We start from the raw sequence: 15979 nt of genomic DNA, 5'->3' as shown, positions 1-15979 counted from the left end.
AAACAACAAGCCACGGCAGTTGCCAACCCATCAGCCGCACACTCGGCTGATAAACAACAAGCCACGGCAGTTGCCAACCCATCGGCCGCACACTCGGCTGATAAGCAACAAGCCACGGCAGTTGCCAACCCATCAGCCGCACACTCGGCTGATAAGCAACAAACTACTGTGGCAACCAACCCATCGGCCGCAAACTCGGCTGATAAACAACAAGCCACGGCAGTTGCCAACCCATCGGCCGCAAACTCGGCTGATAAACAACAAGCCACGGCGGCAACACTTAGGTCGCTGAACGACAAGGGCACCCCAGGGTGCCCTTGTCGTTTCCGGACGCCGTTCTCCTTCTGCCCACTCTGGGGAGAGCCTCACGCTTCTCTGCCTCCCGATGGCTTATCCTCTCTTCCTCCACCCCATCGAGGCCCAGTCATGACCGAATACGAGAAGATGATCGCCAGCCAGCCTTACAACTGCATGGCGCCAGAGCTGGATCTGTTGCGCCGGGAGACGGCCCGCCTGTACCGCCGCTTCAATCGCAGCGACGAGGAGGATGAACAACTGGCACTGCTGCTGCAGATCGTCGGCGAGCTGGCACAGGGTGCCTTCATCTGCCCACCCTTCTACTGCACCTATGGCCGCCACATCCACCTTGGCAAGGGCAGCTACATCAACATGGGGGCCACCCTGCTGGACAATGCCCCCATTCGCATCGGCGCCGAGGTGATGATTGGGCCGAACGTGCAGATCTACACCGCCGCCCATGCGCTGGACGCCGATGAGCGCATTCAGGGGGTTGAGACGGCGCTGCCGGTCACCATCGAAGACAGGGTCTGGATAGGCGGCGGCGCCATTCTGCTTCCCGGCGTCACCATAGGGCGGGAAGCCGTCGTGGGTGCGGGCTCGGTCGTGACCAGAGATGTACCGGCCGGTGCCAGGGTGGCAGGCAACCCGGCACGGCTGCTGCCAGTCAAAGGTTGAGCGGAAGGCCCGAGGCTCGCTCAGGCGCTTTCCAGCAAGCGGTCGATGCAGTGCACCACCTGCATGCTGGCGTTTTCCATGGTCTTGAGCTGCTCGACCATCCCTTTGATATCCCCCTGCTCGCGCGCGTGCAGGGCGGCCTTGCCGCTCTCGTGGACCCGCTTGTGGGGCCCGTCCAGTTCACGAAAGCCCGGCTTGTGGGCGAAGAGCTCCGCACCCTGCCCCTCTAAATACCATTTGCCCAGCCTGCACTGAGCGTGGTCGCTCACCGGCTCGTGAAAATGCTGCTGATCGATGAGCCGATAGATGGTGTTCTTCCAGACGGCGTGATCCAGCTTGGTGGTATTGAGGAAGGAGGTGGAGGCCGCACTGTGGATCACCTGCTGCATCCGGCCTGATTGTGCCAGCACCTGGGTCACCACCACATCGATCTGGGAGGAGGAGGTCGCCACCTCGGCGGCACTGGCCTGGTTGTCATCGATGATGGACTTGATCTCCTGCGCCTGTGCCACTATCTGTCTGACCAGCACCTCGATCTGGCTGCTGGCTTCATGAGCCTTGCTCGCCAGTTGACGCACCTCATCGGCGACCACGGCGAATCCTCGACCAGCTTCACCGGCCCTGGCCGCCTCGATGGCCGCATTGAGTGCCAGCAGGTTGGTCTGATCCGAAATGCCCTGGATGGCGGTCACGAACTGGTTGATGGCGGATGTACTGGCATCGAGCTGATGGACGGCTGCGAGGCTGCGAGCTGCCTCATCCGTGATGGCATGGGCGCGATCGGAGAGACGGGTGATGGCGCCCCGGGTCTGGGCAAAGAGCTGATCCAGCTCGCAGAGCGCGCCCTTTTCCGCCATCAGGTGCTCGGCACTGCCAGCCAGCGCTTCCCGCACGCTCTGCAGCATCTCACCTCCCTGGTTCTGGCAGGAGATCACCTGATTGAAGAGATCGCCACGTTCCCGGCTGGTGCGCTGCATGTGCTCGTATTCACCGATGGTGGCACGCAATTCGGCCAGCTCGCTCTGGTGCTGCTGCTCTTTGAGAAGCATCGCCTCCCTGAGCTGTTGATTCTCTTTTTCAAGCTTGCGGTTGAACCACATATGGCCTCCGGATGGCAAAGGTGCGGACAGTCGACGTCGAAGGGAAGCCTCTGGCTCTCTTGTCTCTGCCGATGCTGGCGGATCCCGGGCCGGATTTCACCTGCAAATGCAGGATATTTGACCCTGATCCTGATTCCAATCGAGGCCACATCAATGGCTGTGCAAAAGATCGCCGGAAAGAGGCCGGGTGAGGTAGAGAAGAGGCAGAGGAGAAAGAACGCTGACGTGCCGATCCCGCAAAAAATGAAGCCCAATGTCATCAAGACGTTGGGCTCTAAAAAGGTGCTACGGAATTGCGACTCTCATCGCAGAAAATTAGAAGGGGTCACCTTCTAAACTGGCAGTGGGATAATAACGTGGCGCAAACGTTTTACATAGCGTAATAAACCAGGAGTGAGAAGAATCTCTCACAATTCAAAAAATGTCCGGCCAACCCCCTTCTACCCTCTTGGCAAGTGCGCATTTATCAGTACAGCCTGACGGCTTTGTCAGAAAACAAAAAAGCCCTGAATAATCAGGGCTTTTGGCGTTCTGCGCTTCAGAAGTTGCGCACGAAGTCCTGGATGGGCAACTCGCGCAGCTTGCGGGCCTCCAGCATGGGGGTGCCAAGGTAGAGGAAGCCCACCAGTTGATCCTCCGGTGCCAGCTCCAGTGCACCATGGATCTGCTCGTCGAAGATGAACCAGCCGGAGCGCCAGATGCCGTTGAAGCCCTGGGCCTGGGCCGCCATCTGCATCGCCATCAGGGCGCAACCGGCAGAGAGCTCCTGCTCCAGTTTCGGTACCTTGGGGTGCGCCTGATAACGGGTCGCCACCGCGATCACCAGGGGAGCACGCAGTGGCGCGGCGCGGCACTTCTCGACACTGTCCGCATCCTCGCCACGGGCATGGGCGGCATCGGCCAGCAATGTCCCCAGGCGCTCACGCCCCTCCCCTTCAAACAGGATGAACTGCCAGGGGGTCAGAGTGCCGTGATCCGGCGCCCGCAGCCCGGCCTTGAGGATATTGTCGAGCACTTCGCCACTCGGGGCAGGCTCGGCCAGACGACCACAGGAGTGGCGATTGAGTAACAGATGGAGGGCATCCATGGGGCAGTTCCTTGTCAAAGGCGATGATGGCGCTACCTTAGCACAGCACCGGATGAAGAAAACCCCTGAGGTTCAGGGGTTTGTCAGGATACGAAAGGGTCGGGAGGCTAGATGACGGCAGCCAGCTCCGCCCCTTGCCGGATGGCGCGTTTGGCATCCAGCTCGGCGGCCACGTCGGCCCCGCCGATGATGTGCACCGGCTTGCCAGCAGCCTGCAGACCAGCCTGCAACTCCTTGAGGGGTTCCTGTCCGGCACAGATGATCACCTGATCCACCGGCAGGCACTGCTGTTGGTCGCCCACCTGGATGTGAAGCCCGGCATCGTCGATACGCAGGTACTGGACGCCGGAGAGCATCTGCACCTTGCGATTCTTGAGCACGGTGCGATGGATCCAGCCGGTGGTCTTGCCAAGGCCGTCGCCCACTTTGCTCTCCTTGCGCTGGAGCAACCAGATCTGGCGCTCGGGTGCATCGATTTCGGGGGTAGTCAGGCCGCCGCGCTCACCCAGTTGCTTGTCGATGCCCCACTCCTTGAGCCAGTGATCGCGATGGCTTGTAGCATCCGGCGATCCTCTCTTCTCCACCAGGTATTCGGCCACGTCAAAGCCGATACCACCGGCGCCGATCACCGCCACCTTCTCGCCCACCGGCTTGTGATCACGCAAGACATCGAGGTAGCTCAACACCTTGGGGTGCTCGATACCCGGAATGTTGGGAGTGCGCGGGCGGATGCCGGTGGCGAGGATAACCTCGTCAAAACCGCCGCCCAGCAGGCTCTCGGCACTCTGGCGCTGGCCCAGATAGAGCTCGACGCCGCACTTCTCAAGCCGTTTGGCGAAGTAGCGCAGGGTCTCGTGAAACTCCTCCTTGCCCGGGATCTGCTTGGCAAAGTTGAACTGGCCGCCGATTTCGCTCGCCTGATCGAACAGGCTTACCTGATGGCCCCGCTCGGCGGCGTAGCAGGCAAACGCCAGCCCCGCAGGACCCGCCCCCACCACCGCCAGCTTCTTGGGCTGGGGTACCCGGCCAAACGTCAACTCGGTCTCGAAGCAGGCACGGGGGTTGACCAGGCAGGAGGCACGCTTTTGCTTGAACACGTGGTCGAGGCAGGCCTGGTTGCAGGCGATGCAGGTGTTGATCTCGTCCGCCCTGTCTTCAGCCGCCTTGATGACGAACTCGGGGTCTGCCAGGAAGGGGCGCGCCATGGAGACCATGTCCGCCTCACCCCCCGCCAGGATGCGCTCCGCCACCTCGGGGGTGTTGATGCGGTTGGTGGTGATGAGGGGCACCTTGAGGTGCTTTTTCAGCTCGGCGGTCACCCAGCTGAAGGCACCGCGCGGCACGCTGGTGGCGATGGTGGGAATGCGCGCCTCGTGCCAGCCGATACCGGTGTTGATGAGGGTGACCCCCACCTGCTCCAGTGCCCGGCCAAGGGCGATCACTTCCTCAAGGGAGGAGCCCTGCTCCACCAGGTCCAGCATGGAGAGGCGGAAGATGATGATGAAATCCGTGCCCACCCGCTCACGGATGGCGCGGACAATCTCTACCGGGAAGCGCATGCGGTTTTCGCTGCTGCCGCCCCAGCCATCGGTGCGCTTGTTGGTGCGTTCGCAGATGAACTGGTTGATGAGATAGCCTTCCGACCCCATCACCTCGACCCCGTCATAATCGGCCGCCTTGGCCAGCGCCGCAGTGGCGGCGAAGTCGCGAATGGTGCCGCGGATCTGCCGCTCGCTCATGGCCCGCGGCTTGAACGGGGAGATGGGAGCCTTGAGGGCGCTCGGCGCCAGGCTGAACGGATGGTAGGCGTAGCGGCCCGCATGAAGGATCTGCAGCGCTATCTTGCCCCCTTCCCGGTGCACTGCCTCGGTCACCTTGCGGTGTTTGGCTACCTGCCAGGGAAAGCTCAGCTGGGAGCCGTGGGGCACCAGCCGCCCCCGCAAATTGGGGGCGATACCGCCGGTCACGATGAGACCGACCCCGCCACGGGCCCGCTCACCATAGAAGGCGGCCAGCTTGTCAAAGCCCCCCTTTTCCTCCTCGAGGCCGGTGTGCATGGACCCCATCAGTACGCGGTTGCGCAACTGGGTAAAACCCAGATCGAGGGGGGTCAGCAGCGTGGGATAACGGCTCATGATGCACTCCTTGTCGAGGTCGATGTGCACGGGGTCATGCTCCAGCCTTCCTGGCTGCCTCGGGTGACGGGCAGTAAAAAGAAGCGGTGGGTGGAGATGGGGCCGGCTCATCGGGCCTTTCAGTTAATTTTTTGTTATCAAACTGGAGCTAGAGTAAAGAATCGAAAACTCTTTTTCAAACAAATGTTTGGACATTTTTTCAGCGAACAGCCGTGTTCCGAAGTGGCGGGGAGGCAGTCGACTCAAGGGGAAATGGCAATTGGCTGCGCAACTGGTTAATAATGGCTGCTCTCAACCCATTAACAGGGCGACAACGCAGCTATGTCTATTTTCAAAGGTCTGGGATGGCTCTTTCGCAGCCTCTGGCGCCTGCTCAACTTTACCCGCTTGATGCTGGTCAACCTGCTGTTTCTTCTCGTCGTGCTGGTCATTGTCTTCAGCGTCAGCCAGAGCGAGACCCCAAGCACCCCCATCGAGGGGGCGCTCACCCTCAATCTCTCCGGTGTGCTGGTAGAGCAGCGCACCCAGACCGATCCCACGGTGCAACTGCTCAGGCAGATGGACAAGGGGGACGAGCAGCCAAGCGAAATCGTCCTCTCCGATCTGCTGTGGGCCATCAAGAGTGCGGGGAATGACGATCGCATCAAGGCGCTGGTGATCAAACCCCAGGGTCTGCAAGGGGCCAGCCTCTCCAAACTGCAGGAGGTGACGGCCGCCATCGACGCCTTCAAGGAGAGCGGCAAGCCGGTCATCGCCATGGCGGACTACTACAGCCAGGGGGCCTATCTGCTCGCCGCCCACGCCGACCACGTGCTGCTCAACCAGAGTGGTGCCGTGCTGATCGAGGGGCTGGGTGTCTACCAGACCTACTTCAAGTCGGCGCTGGAGAAGCTCAACATCACCCCGCACGTCTTCAAGGTCGGCACCTACAAGTCCTTTGTCGAGCCCTACACCCGGGACGAAATGTCCCCCGAGAGCAAGGAGGCGAACCAGCGCTGGCTGGATCAGCTGTGGCAATCCTATGTGGCCGACGTGGCGGAGCAGCGGGAGATCGAGCCGGATGCCGTCGCGCCGAACAAGGATCACTTCCTCGAACTGCTGCGCAAGGCCGGTGGCAATGCGGCCAACTACGCCCTCGACAACGGTCTGGTGGATCAGCTCGCCACCCGCGACGAGATGACCCAGGCGGTGATCAAGGAAGTGGGCGAGGCCGATGATCACGGCTGGAAGGGCGTGGGCCTGAAAGAGTATCTGGCCGCCATCCCGGAGCAGTACCCCCAGAGCGGCAAGGATGAGGTAGGCCTCATCACCGCCAGCGGCGCCATCATGGATGGCGTCCAGCCTGCCGGCACCATCGGCGGCGACAGCCTTGCCGATCTGCTGGCCGAAGCCCGCCGTGACGATCAGGTGAAAGCCGTGGTGCTGCGAGTGGACAGCCCGGGCGGCAGCGCCTTCGCCGCCGAGCAGATCCGCGCCGAATTGCTGGCCCTGAAACAGGCGGGCAAGCCGGTGGTCATCTCCATGGGCAGCTACGCCGCCTCCGGTGGCTACTGGATCTCCGCCGATGCGGACAAGATCTTCGCCTCTCCCACCACCCTCACCGGCTCCATCGGGGTGTTCGGCATGTTCGCCACCATCGACAAGGCACTCTCCCAGTACGGGGTACACACCGACGGCGTCGGCACCACCGACTTCGTGGGAGTCGGGCTGACCCGTGCCCTGCCGGATCACGTGGGTGAAGCCATTCAACTGAGCGTGGAAGACACCTATCAGCGCTTTGTCGGCCTGGTGGGCAAGGGCCGGGGCCTTAGCCCGGAAGAGGCGGAAAAAGCCGCCGAAGGCCGGGTCTGGACCGGGCAGGATGCCAAGGCACTGGGGCTGGTGGACGAGTTCGGCAATCTGGATGACGCCCTCAAGGCGGCCGCCGATCTCGCCAACCTCAAGAGCTGGCAGGTCACCCCCATCGCACCGGAAGAGTCGGCCAGGGACAAGTTCCTGCGCGAGCTGTTTGACAGCAGCGCCCAGGCGCTGGCCCCGCACCTGCAAAGCTGGCTGCCCGCCGGGCTTGGCAAGGCGCTGCTGGAGATGAACCGCACTCTGGACCCGCTGACCCGCTTCAACGATCCCCAGGGCACCTACGCCTTCTGCCCGGTCTGTCTCCCCTGACGCCGGGGACAGCCATAAAAAAACCGCCGACAGGCGGTTTTTTTATGGGGCAAGCGGCCTTGTCAGGTCAGCAAGCCGGACGCTTGCCAGCGGTGCAACTCTGCCAGCACCCGGGTCTCTCGCGCCGTCCACTGGGGACAGGGACCCGCCAGCTGGGTCTTGTTGGTTTGCAGTGCCTCGGCCAGGGGGAACCAGCCCGGCGTGAAGCCGAGGCGGATTTCGTAGGGCTGGGGGCGCGGCGCACTCCAGTCCTCCCCGACCCGGCAGAGGTAATAGGACGATCGGATGCAGTAGGCATCGTAATCCGGCTCGCGCGCGGCACGATACTCCCGGGTCTCTCCCAACAGGGGGCCCACGGCCACCAGCTCGGCGCCACACTCTTCCCGCAGCTCCCGGGCCAGGGCCGCATCGTGCGCCTCCCCGTGCTCGATGCCGCCACCGGGGAACATGAGATCCCCGTTGACGCGGGAGTGCACCAGCAGCAATCGATCACCGCGCATCACCACGGCCCTCACCGTGGCCCGTTCAAGCACCCTGTCCTCGCCGCGGATCTGGCCGTGGACGAGGCGGATATCGAAGGGATGGGCCCACTCCCGGACCTCTGTCAGGGTCGGATTCATGGTGTGCGGTAGCTCCCCTGCCTGAGTGCGTCGACGATGGTAGCCGCCTGGTCGTCCAGCGTCTCCTGCTCCTCCTTGCCGATGGCATGGTAAATGCCGAGCCGGGTGGCGGAGACCTCGGGGCTCTCCTGGAATGACTCGCTCACCTTGCCCCACAGATAGGCCTGATCAAATCGCTTCTGCCCCATGTAGAGGGTGCTGAGGGCGGTGAGGATCCGGCTGTTGACCTTGTCCCCCTCCCGATAGAGGGAGAGCGCATGGTGCATCAGCCTGATGGCCTTCTCGGGCTCGCTCTTGGCATAGATGCCGCCGAGCGCCAGTTGCAGCTCGGGCTCCTCGAGGCTCGGCGTCCCCTCCTGCGCGAGGAAGCTGGCGCGGGCCTCGGGACTGGTGTTGTTGGTCCAGTGCCAGAGCAGCAGGTAGGGATCCCGGGAACCCCGGGTCTGAGCATCCAGTTGCTCCAGTTGACGGCCGGCGGCCAGCATCCCTTCCACTCTGGGGCTCTTCTGCTCCCTGGCCCGCTTGTACTCGATATTGGTGGAGTGCTCGGCGCACTGCAGATAACGCTCCAGGCCGCGCATCAGATCGTACTTGCGCCTGTCCGTCCCCTCTTCCTGGAGATAGTAACGACCGCGAATGACGTCGCTGCGCTCATAGCGACACCAGCCGTCGTCCACCAGGTCCGCGCACAGGGCGGGATATTGGGAGCAGATGTTGTGGATCCTGTCGTCGTCGCAGGCCGTCAACGTCAGGCAACAAGCGAGGGAAAGCAGTAACGGACGCTGTGAGAATAGGGTCATGGTTCACATCTGGTTGATAACAATCGCAACCCGCACCGGCCACCGCCAACTAGCAAACAGGCTACATATCCATTACAATGCGCGCGCCGTATAAGGCCGCGATTGCAGAATAATATAACGAAACCATCAGCCCTACACTGATCTGCCTTCGACGAATTTCAATTTGCCCAGGCAACTTGCTTCAACAACGTGAAATAAAAGGATCTGGTTAATGACCCACGAGCACTACTTGCAGGCGTGGCAGGAGAGCCAGGAGCTCGCCGAAGCCATGCAACCCTTGATAGGTCGCCTCTACCGACAGCAAGGGATAGAGATCACCCTCTACGGACGCCCGCTGCAAAACGCCTCCACCATCGATATCCTCAAGGCCCACCGGGTCGTTCGCCGCCACCAGGGCACCCCGCTGCCCATCCAGCAAAGCTTCCCTCTCCTGCGCGCCATCGTCGCCTTGAACCCCACCGCCGCCGAAGTCGATCTCGGCAAACTGGCCGTGGGCTACTGGCAGGATCACCAGGATGAAGCCGGCATCGAGGACTATCTGCGTGCCAAGCTGGCACCGGCCCTGAACCGCAGTGCCGTGCCCGCCCCGACCGACGTGGTGCTCTACGGCTTCGGCCGCATCGGCCGCCTGCTGGCCCGTCTGCTCATCGAGCGCACCGGCGCCGCCAACTCCCTGCGCCTGCGCGCCATCGTGGTGCGCGGCGGTCGCGACGGGGATCTGGAGAAGCGTGCCAGCCTGCTGCGCCGCGATTCGGTGCACGGCCCCTTCAACGGCTCCATCGAGGTGGATGTGGAACGCAGCGCCATCATCGCCAATGGCACCTTCATCCAGGTGATCTACGCCAACAGCCCGGCCGACATCGACTACACCGCCTACGGCATCGACAATGCGCTGATCGTTGACAACACCGGCGTCTGGCGTGACGAGGCGGGCCTGTCCGAGCACCTCAAGGCCCGCGGCGCCGCCCGGGTACTGCTGACCGCCCCCGGCAAGGGGGAGATGAAGAACGTGGTGTTCGGGGTCAACCACGAGGTGATAGGTCCGGATGACAAGATAGTCTCCGCCGCCTCTTGCACCACCAACGCCATCACCCCGGTGCTCAAGGTGATGCAGGACAAGTACGGCATCCGCCACGGCCACGTGGAGACGGTCCACTCCTATACCAACGATCAGAACCTCATCGACAACTATCACAAAGGCGAGCGCCGCGGTCGCAGCGCAGCCCTCAACATGGTGATGACCAGCACCGGTGCCGCCAAGGCGGTGGCCAAGGCGCTGCCGGAGCTCAAGGGCAAGTTGACCGGCAACGCCATCCGGGTGCCCACACCCAACGTGTCCCTGGCCATCATCAACCTGTCGCTGGAACAGACCACCGATCGGGAGAGCCTCAACGCCTATCTGCAGCAGATGGCGCTGAGCTCGGCCCTGCATCGCCAGATCGACTTCAGTGCCAGCACCGAGCTGGTCTCCTCCGACATGGTGGGCTCCCGTTTTGCGGGCATCGTCGACTCCCAGGCCACCATCGCCGAGGGGGATCACTGCGTGCTCTACGTGTGGTATGACAACGAGTTCGGGTACAGTTGTCAGGTAGTACGGGTGATGGAGCAGATGGCTGGCGTAGTCCGCCAGGATCTACCGGTATAGTCCGCCAGGATCTGCCGGTATAGTCCGACAGGATCTGCCCGCCGGAACCCGTGTTCATGGCTCAATTTTCAAGGAGAGGCCGGATGTCGTCTCAGCAAGTGACGTTTCAACAAGCGATAGCGCAGATGCCCAAAGAGGTGTACGAGCGGCTCAAGACTGCGGTCGAGCTCGGCAAATGGCCGGATGGCAAGCCCCTCACCGAGGAGCAGAAGGCCACTTCCCTGCAGGCCGTGATGGCCTGGCAGGCGATGCACCTTGAGAACCCCGAGCACATGAACATCGGCCGTGACGGCGAGATCGTGATGAAGAGCAAGAGCGAGCTCAAGCGCCAGTATCGCGATGAGGAAGAGATAGTACGGGTAGACCTTAGCCACTGAGACTGACCCGCCCGCCACAACTAAAAAGGGGAGCCAATATGGCTCCCCTCTCTTTTCCCCTCTCCCCCATGGTAGGGAGGTCAGCAGCTGTTCACGACCTGTCGCGAGAAGACGTCAGCAAGGTGAAGAGCAGCGCAGGAACCGGAGCGTATAGATATACGTGAGGATTCCGAGCAGCACATGAGCCTTGACCACGGCTTCGCAGTAAGGTCGTGGACAGTTTCTCAGGGGGTCAGTTCACCCCGCAGAGACTGCTGCATCAGCTCGCGGATGCGCGGCGCCGGCAGATCCTGGCTCAGCAGGAAGTGCAGCTTGGTGAGCGCCGCCTCGGCGGTCATGTCAAAGCCCGAGATGACTCCCGCACGGGAGAGGGCGTTGCCGGTGGCATAGCCCCCCATGTTGACCTTGCCGTGCAGGCACTGGCTCAGGTTGACGATGATGACGCCCCGGGCAGATGCCTCGGAGAGCAGCGCCAGCATGGCCGGGTTCTGGGGCGCATTGCCCACCCCGAAGGAGAGCAGGATCAGCGCACGCACCGGCTGTTGCAGGATGTTCGCTATCACCTCCGCCGATATCCCCGGATAGAGGGTCACCACCCCGATGGGCTGGGGGGTGATGTCGTGCAGCACCAGGGGGCGATCGCACGGCACGCCCAGCTCACCTGCCTCCAGGGAGATGGCGATACCGGCATTGAGCAGGGGCGGGTAGTTGGGCGAGTCGAAGGCGTGGAAGCCGTCGGCGTGCACCTTCTTGCTGCGGTTGCCGCGATAGAGCTGATTGTTGAAGAAGAGCGTCACCTCGTGGATCGGGTAGTTGGCCGCGATATAGAGGGCGTTGAGCAGGTTCTGCTGACCGTCCGAGCGCAGCTCGGCCAGGGGGATCTGGGAGCCGGTGATGATGACCGGCTTGTGCAGATCTTCGAGTATGAAGGAGAGCGCAGACGCGGTGAACGACATGGTGTCGGTGCCGTGCAGAATGACGAAACCGTCGTACTTGTCGTAGTTGCCCTTGATATCCTCGGCGATGCGCTGCCAGTCTGCCGGCGTCATGTCGGAAGAGTCGATGAGGGGGGCATATTCGTGGATATGGTAATCGGGCATTTCCGGTCGATGGAACTCGGGCATCCGTGCCAGACAGTCCTCCATGAAGCCCGCCATCGGTACATAACCGTGGTCGGAACGCTGCATCCCTATGGTGCCGCCTGTGTAGGCAATGTAGATGGACTTCTTCACACCCTCTCCTCTCTCTGGACTGGAAACCGGCAAATCAAACAGGGCTCAACCGATACAGCCCCCGTCCTTCAGATGGTGCGGGCGGGCTCAATATCGGTCATCAGCAGACCTCTTGAGGGTCTGTGTCCTCCCGTGGGGGCGGAACCGGGCGAATTATAAAGAGTGCCGCTGCAAATGACAGCCACAGCAGCATTGTTGCGATCCGGAGCACACTCGGCGAGGCAGTTTTAAATGCCATGTTAACACCATGTTTTAATCATTAATGTGACATAAGTGGATGTACTTGGTGTTTTTTGCTAGTATCCGGCGGATTTTTCACAAATCTCATCTGGACGCCCGACGAACACGGGCTCGTGTCGACCCCCTCTTTTGCAGAGGGACGGGGCTGCGGCCCCTCTGTCACTGGCGCGTTCGCCACTCTGTTTCATCCCGGCTGGATCCGTGAGTCTTTCTCGCCAAAGACACAGCCGATCAACATGGGAGCACTGAATGCTACAACTTGATGCCTACGCCACCCTGGTCGCCGCGACCCTGGTGCTGCTGCTTGGCCGCCTGCTGGTCAACAAGATAGGACCCCTGCGCACTTTCAACATCCCCAAACCCGTGGCCGGTGGCCTGGTGGTTGCCCTGGTGCTGCTGGTGCTGCGTTCCACCCTGCAGATCGAACTGCAATTTGATACCAGCCTGCAGACGGCCCTGATGCTGACCTTCTTTGCCTCCATCGGCCTCTCCGCCGATCTGGGCAGCCTCAAGCGCGGCGGCAAGGCGGTGGCCACCTTCCTGCTGGTGGTCACCGGCCTGCTGCTGGTGCAGAACAGCCTGGGGGTGGGTCTGGCCACCCTGCTAGGGCTGGATCCCCACATGGGGCTGCTGGCCGGCTCCATCACCCTCTCCGGCGGCCACGGCACCGGGGCGGCCTGGGGCTCCATCTTCACCGAGAAGTACGGCGTGCAATCCGCCGCCGAGCTGGCGATAGCCTGTGCCACCTTCGGCCTGGTGCTGGGGGGCCTCATCGGCGGCCCGGTGGCCCGTTATCTGGTGAAGAAGGTGCAGGTGCCCGGTGAGGAGCACAACCGTGACGGCGCCCCCCAGGGCTTCGAAATGCCGGACATGGAGCGCCCGCTCACCACCTTCAGCCTGATCGAGACCCTGGCACTCATCGCCATCAGCCTGAAAGGGGGCGAAATGCTGGCCCTCTATCTCAAGGGCGGCGTCTTCGAGTTGCCGATCTTCGTCTGCGTGCTGTTTGTCGGCGTGCTGCTGCGCAACCTGCTCACCCTGCTCAACTGGCACGAAGTGAGCGACCGCGAGGTCTCCCTGCTCGGCAACGTCAGTCTGTCGCTCTTCCTCGCCATGGCGCTGATGAGCCTCAGGTTGTGGGAGCTGGCAAGCCTGGCTCTGCCCATCTTCATCCTGCTGGCCGTGCAGACGGTTGCGATGGCGCTCTACGCCATCTTCGTCACCTTCCGGGTCATGGGGCGCAACTATGATGCGGCCGTGCTGGCGGCGGGTCACTGCGGCTTCGGCCTCGGCGCCACCCCCACTGCCATTGCCAACATGCAGGCCATCACCCAGCGCTTTGGCCCCTCCCACCTGGCCTTCCTGGTGGTGCCCATGGTCGGTGCCTTCTTCATCGACATCATCAACGCCGTGGTGATCAAGCTGTTCCTGGCCCTGCCCTTCCTGTGATCCCGGACGCAGGCCCCGTATGACAGAGCCCACCTTGCGGCGGGCTCTGTCATTTCTGCTCGCCAACAGCACGGCATCCCATCCTTCATGGGTGCCCGCTGCGAGACACCTAAACAAAAAGCCCCGCACTCGGCAGAGTGCGGGGCTTTGTCATGGCGGCCTTGCTCGCCGCGTGTCAGTACTTACAGGAGGATGGTCGACACCTGCTGGTTCAGATTGCGGCCTGACCTTCCTTACAAAATAAAGGTCGACACCTGCTGGTTCAGGTTGGTGGCACGCCCCTTGAGGTTGTGCGCCTGATCCAGGTCGCGCATGGCGGAAGCGGTGATCTCGTCGCTCACATCCTTGATGGCGGTGGTGTTCTGGGTGATTTCACCGGTCACCTGGGTCTGCTCCTCGGCGGCGGTGGCGATCTGGCCCGCCATGTCGGAGATGAGGCTGACGGCCTGGGTGATCTCCTCCAGAGCCGCAGCGGCAGCGTCGGCATCCTTCACGCTGTTGTCCGCCAACCCCTGGCTGGTCTGCATCAGGCTCACCGCGCGGGCCGTGGTCTGTTGCAGGGTTTCGATGGTGGACTGGATCTCCTGAGTGGAATCCTGGGTACGGCGCGACAGCACCCGCACCTCGTCCGCCACCACGGCGAAACCGCGACCCTGTTCGCCGGCACGGGCCGCTTCGATGGCCGCGTTCAGCGCCAGCAGGTTGGTCTGCTCGGCGATGCCCTGGATGGTGGAGAGGATGCCGGAGATGGCCTGGGCGTGACGGCTCAGCTCGCCGATGACGCCGGTCGCCTGCCCCACTTCCTCGGCCAGGTTGTTGATGGATTGGCGAGTCTGGTTCACCAGGATCTTGCCCTGTTCACTGCTCTGGGCGGATTGCTGGGCGGCGGCAGCGGTGTTCTCGGCGTTGCCCGCGATCTCCATGGTGGCACTCGCCATCTCGGTGACGGCGGTGGCGACCATGGTCACCTCCTGTTGCTGGCGTTGCAGCTCTTCCACCGCGGCCTGGTTGGTCACCAGACTGCGTTCGGCATCGGCGTTCAGCTCGTTGGCAAGCTGACGGATGTTGGCGATGAGCTGATGCTGGCTGCCCACGAAGCGATTGAAGCTGCCGGCGAGCTGTCCCACTTCGTCATTGGCGTCGATCTTGATGCGCTGGGTCAGATCGCCGTTACCGTCTGCGATGCGGGCCAGGGCCTGGGACACCTTGGTGAGGGGGCCGAGCAGCAGGCTGACCAGCCAGGAGATGGCCAGGATGCTGCCCACCAGCACCAGCAGGGCCAGGCCGAGCTGGGTCATCAGCAGGGAGGAGAGCGGCGCCTCCAGGGTGCTCTTGTCCAGTACCAGCACCAGCTCCCAGTCGGTGTCCGGAATGTCCGTCGCCCACAGCAGCTTGTCACGCCCCTCGCTGTCGAAGAAAGCAGGCACCAGGCTGTTGCTCGCCTTGCTCTGCTCGATCAGGGCATTGGTCAGATCGTTGTCGATCTCGCTGGCTGGCTTCATCGCCTTGGCCGCATCCTTGTAGGCGATGACGGTGCCATCCTTGTGCATCAGGATGGCGAAGCCGTCCGCTGGCAGCTTCATCTTGGTGATGTCATCCACCAGGGAGGCGATGGAGAGATCCCCCCCCACCACGCCGCCCTGGGCAGGCTGGGCCAGGGTCACCACCAGAATGTTGTAGGCCACGTCGAGGTAGGGTTTGGTGACGATCATGCCGCCCTTGGCCATGGCTTCCTGATACCAGCCACGGGAGCGGGGATCGTAACCGTCGCGGTTGATGGAGGGGTCGGAGTCGTTCATCTTGCCGCTGCCCTCACCAAAATAGGTGAGCTGGAAACGGCCGGACACCTGGGCCTGTTGCAGGGCGTTGAGGGGCTCGGCACCGGCCTTGTTGCCAAGGGCCTGGATGACGTCACGACGGGCGGCAAGCCAGTCGCTGACGCTGGCGGCCTGCTGGCTGCCAAGGCGTTGCACCTGTTCCTGACTGCCTTGCAGCAGCATGGACTTCTGGCTGGTGTAGCTCTGCCAGGAGAGCAGCAGGATCACCAGTGACAAGGCGATGACCACAGACAACAGTATCTTCTGCTTGAGTGATAGGTTTTTCATCGTGTTTTCTTCTTGTGGGGGTCGGGAACAGGATCAATCGGGAGTGCG

Annotated in this window: 12 protein-coding genes; 5 read left to right on the top strand and 7 right to left on the bottom strand. The window is 62.4% G+C overall.

Annotated features, from left to right (window positions below; translation table 11 throughout):
* Positions 1-426: 426 nt before the first annotated feature.
* The gene (locus AB5Y53_RS16060; protein ID WP_201968618.1) at positions 427-975 is read left to right on the top strand and encodes a sugar O-acetyltransferase; all 549 of its coding nucleotides are present in this window, start codon (positions 427-429) and stop codon (positions 973-975) included.
* 20 nt (positions 976-995) lie between these two features.
* Here AB5Y53_RS16060 and AB5Y53_RS16055 read toward each other — a convergent pair whose 3' ends face one another.
* The 3 genes from AB5Y53_RS16055 to AB5Y53_RS16045 all read right to left on the bottom strand — a co-directional run bounded on the left by AB5Y53_RS16055 (position 996) and on the right by AB5Y53_RS16045 (position 5297).
* The gene (locus tag AB5Y53_RS16055) at positions 996-2075 is read right to left on the bottom strand and encodes a methyl-accepting chemotaxis protein (protein WP_368182541.1); all 1080 of its coding nucleotides are present in this window, start codon (positions 2073-2075) and stop codon (positions 996-998) included.
* A gap of 538 nt (positions 2076-2613) precedes the next feature.
* The gene (locus tag AB5Y53_RS16050) at positions 2614-3162 is read right to left on the bottom strand and encodes an NAD(P)H nitroreductase (RefSeq protein ID WP_368182540.1); all 549 of its coding nucleotides are present in this window, start codon (positions 3160-3162) and stop codon (positions 2614-2616) included.
* A 107-nt stretch (positions 3163-3269) separates the two neighbouring features.
* The gene (locus AB5Y53_RS16045; RefSeq protein ID WP_368182538.1) at positions 3270-5297 is read right to left on the bottom strand and encodes an FAD-dependent oxidoreductase; all 2028 of its coding nucleotides are present in this window, start codon (positions 5295-5297) and stop codon (positions 3270-3272) included.
* Between the two features lie 321 nt (positions 5298-5618).
* Here AB5Y53_RS16045 and sppA point away from each other — a divergent pair, with 321 nt between their 5' ends.
* Positions 5619-7463 carry a signal peptide peptidase SppA gene (gene sppA, locus AB5Y53_RS16040; protein ID WP_368182537.1) on the top strand — a complete coding sequence of 615 codons (1845 nt, stop codon included), beginning with the start codon at positions 5619-5621 and terminating at the stop codon, positions 7461-7463.
* Positions 7464-7525: 62 nt separating this feature from the next.
* Here the strand turns inward: sppA and AB5Y53_RS16035 are convergent, their stop codons facing one another.
* Both AB5Y53_RS16035 and AB5Y53_RS16030 read right to left on the bottom strand, forming a co-directional pair.
* Positions 7526-8083 (bottom strand): NUDIX domain-containing protein, encoded by a 558-nt coding sequence (locus AB5Y53_RS16035; RefSeq protein WP_010675420.1) that lies wholly within the window; start codon positions 8081-8083, stop codon positions 7526-7528.
* The gene (locus AB5Y53_RS16030) at positions 8080-8883 is read right to left on the bottom strand and encodes a DUF2989 domain-containing protein (protein WP_042865069.1); all 804 of its coding nucleotides are present in this window, start codon (positions 8881-8883) and stop codon (positions 8080-8082) included. Before AB5Y53_RS16030 ends, AB5Y53_RS16035 begins: the two co-directional genes overlap by 4 nt.
* Before the next feature lie 211 nt (positions 8884-9094).
* Here AB5Y53_RS16030 and AB5Y53_RS16025 point away from each other — a divergent pair, with 211 nt between their 5' ends.
* Entirely contained in the window at positions 9095-10528 is a 1434-nt protein-coding gene (locus tag AB5Y53_RS16025; protein ID WP_043154263.1) for a glyceraldehyde-3-phosphate dehydrogenase, read from the top strand.
* Positions 10529-10611: 83 nt separating this feature from the next.
* Positions 10612-10905, top strand: coding sequence for a YeaC family protein (locus AB5Y53_RS16020; protein ID WP_010675423.1), 294 nt, complete (start codon positions 10612-10614; stop codon positions 10903-10905).
* A 224-nt stretch (positions 10906-11129) separates the two neighbouring features.
* Here the strand turns inward: AB5Y53_RS16020 and ansA are convergent, their stop codons facing one another.
* A complete protein-coding gene (gene ansA, locus AB5Y53_RS16015; protein WP_368182536.1) occupies positions 11130-12137 on the bottom strand; it encodes an asparaginase in 1008 nt (335 codons plus the stop codon).
* A 489-nt stretch (positions 12138-12626) separates the two neighbouring features.
* Here ansA and gltS point away from each other — a divergent pair, with 489 nt between their 5' ends.
* Positions 12627-13826: a sodium/glutamate symporter gene (gene gltS, locus AB5Y53_RS16010; RefSeq protein ID WP_041212483.1), complete on the top strand. Its 1200-nt coding sequence runs from the start codon at positions 12627-12629 to the stop codon at positions 13824-13826.
* Between the two features lie 233 nt (positions 13827-14059).
* On the opposite strand, the gene AB5Y53_RS16005 is transcribed toward gltS, so the two are convergent.
* On the bottom strand, positions 14060-15931 hold the full coding sequence (locus tag AB5Y53_RS16005; RefSeq protein ID WP_049636568.1) for a methyl-accepting chemotaxis protein: 1872 nt from the start codon (positions 15929-15931) through the stop codon (positions 14060-14062).
* Positions 15932-15979: the final 48 nt, after the last annotated feature.

Origin of the sequence: Aeromonas sp. R7-5 (genome assembly GCF_040908015.1) — a bacterium.
GTDB classification, from domain to species: Bacteria; Pseudomonadota; Gammaproteobacteria; order Enterobacterales; family Aeromonadaceae; genus Aeromonas; species Aeromonas caviae.
Note: the sequence above shows the minus strand (reverse complement) of the source record. Positions and strands in the feature narration are given on the sequence as shown.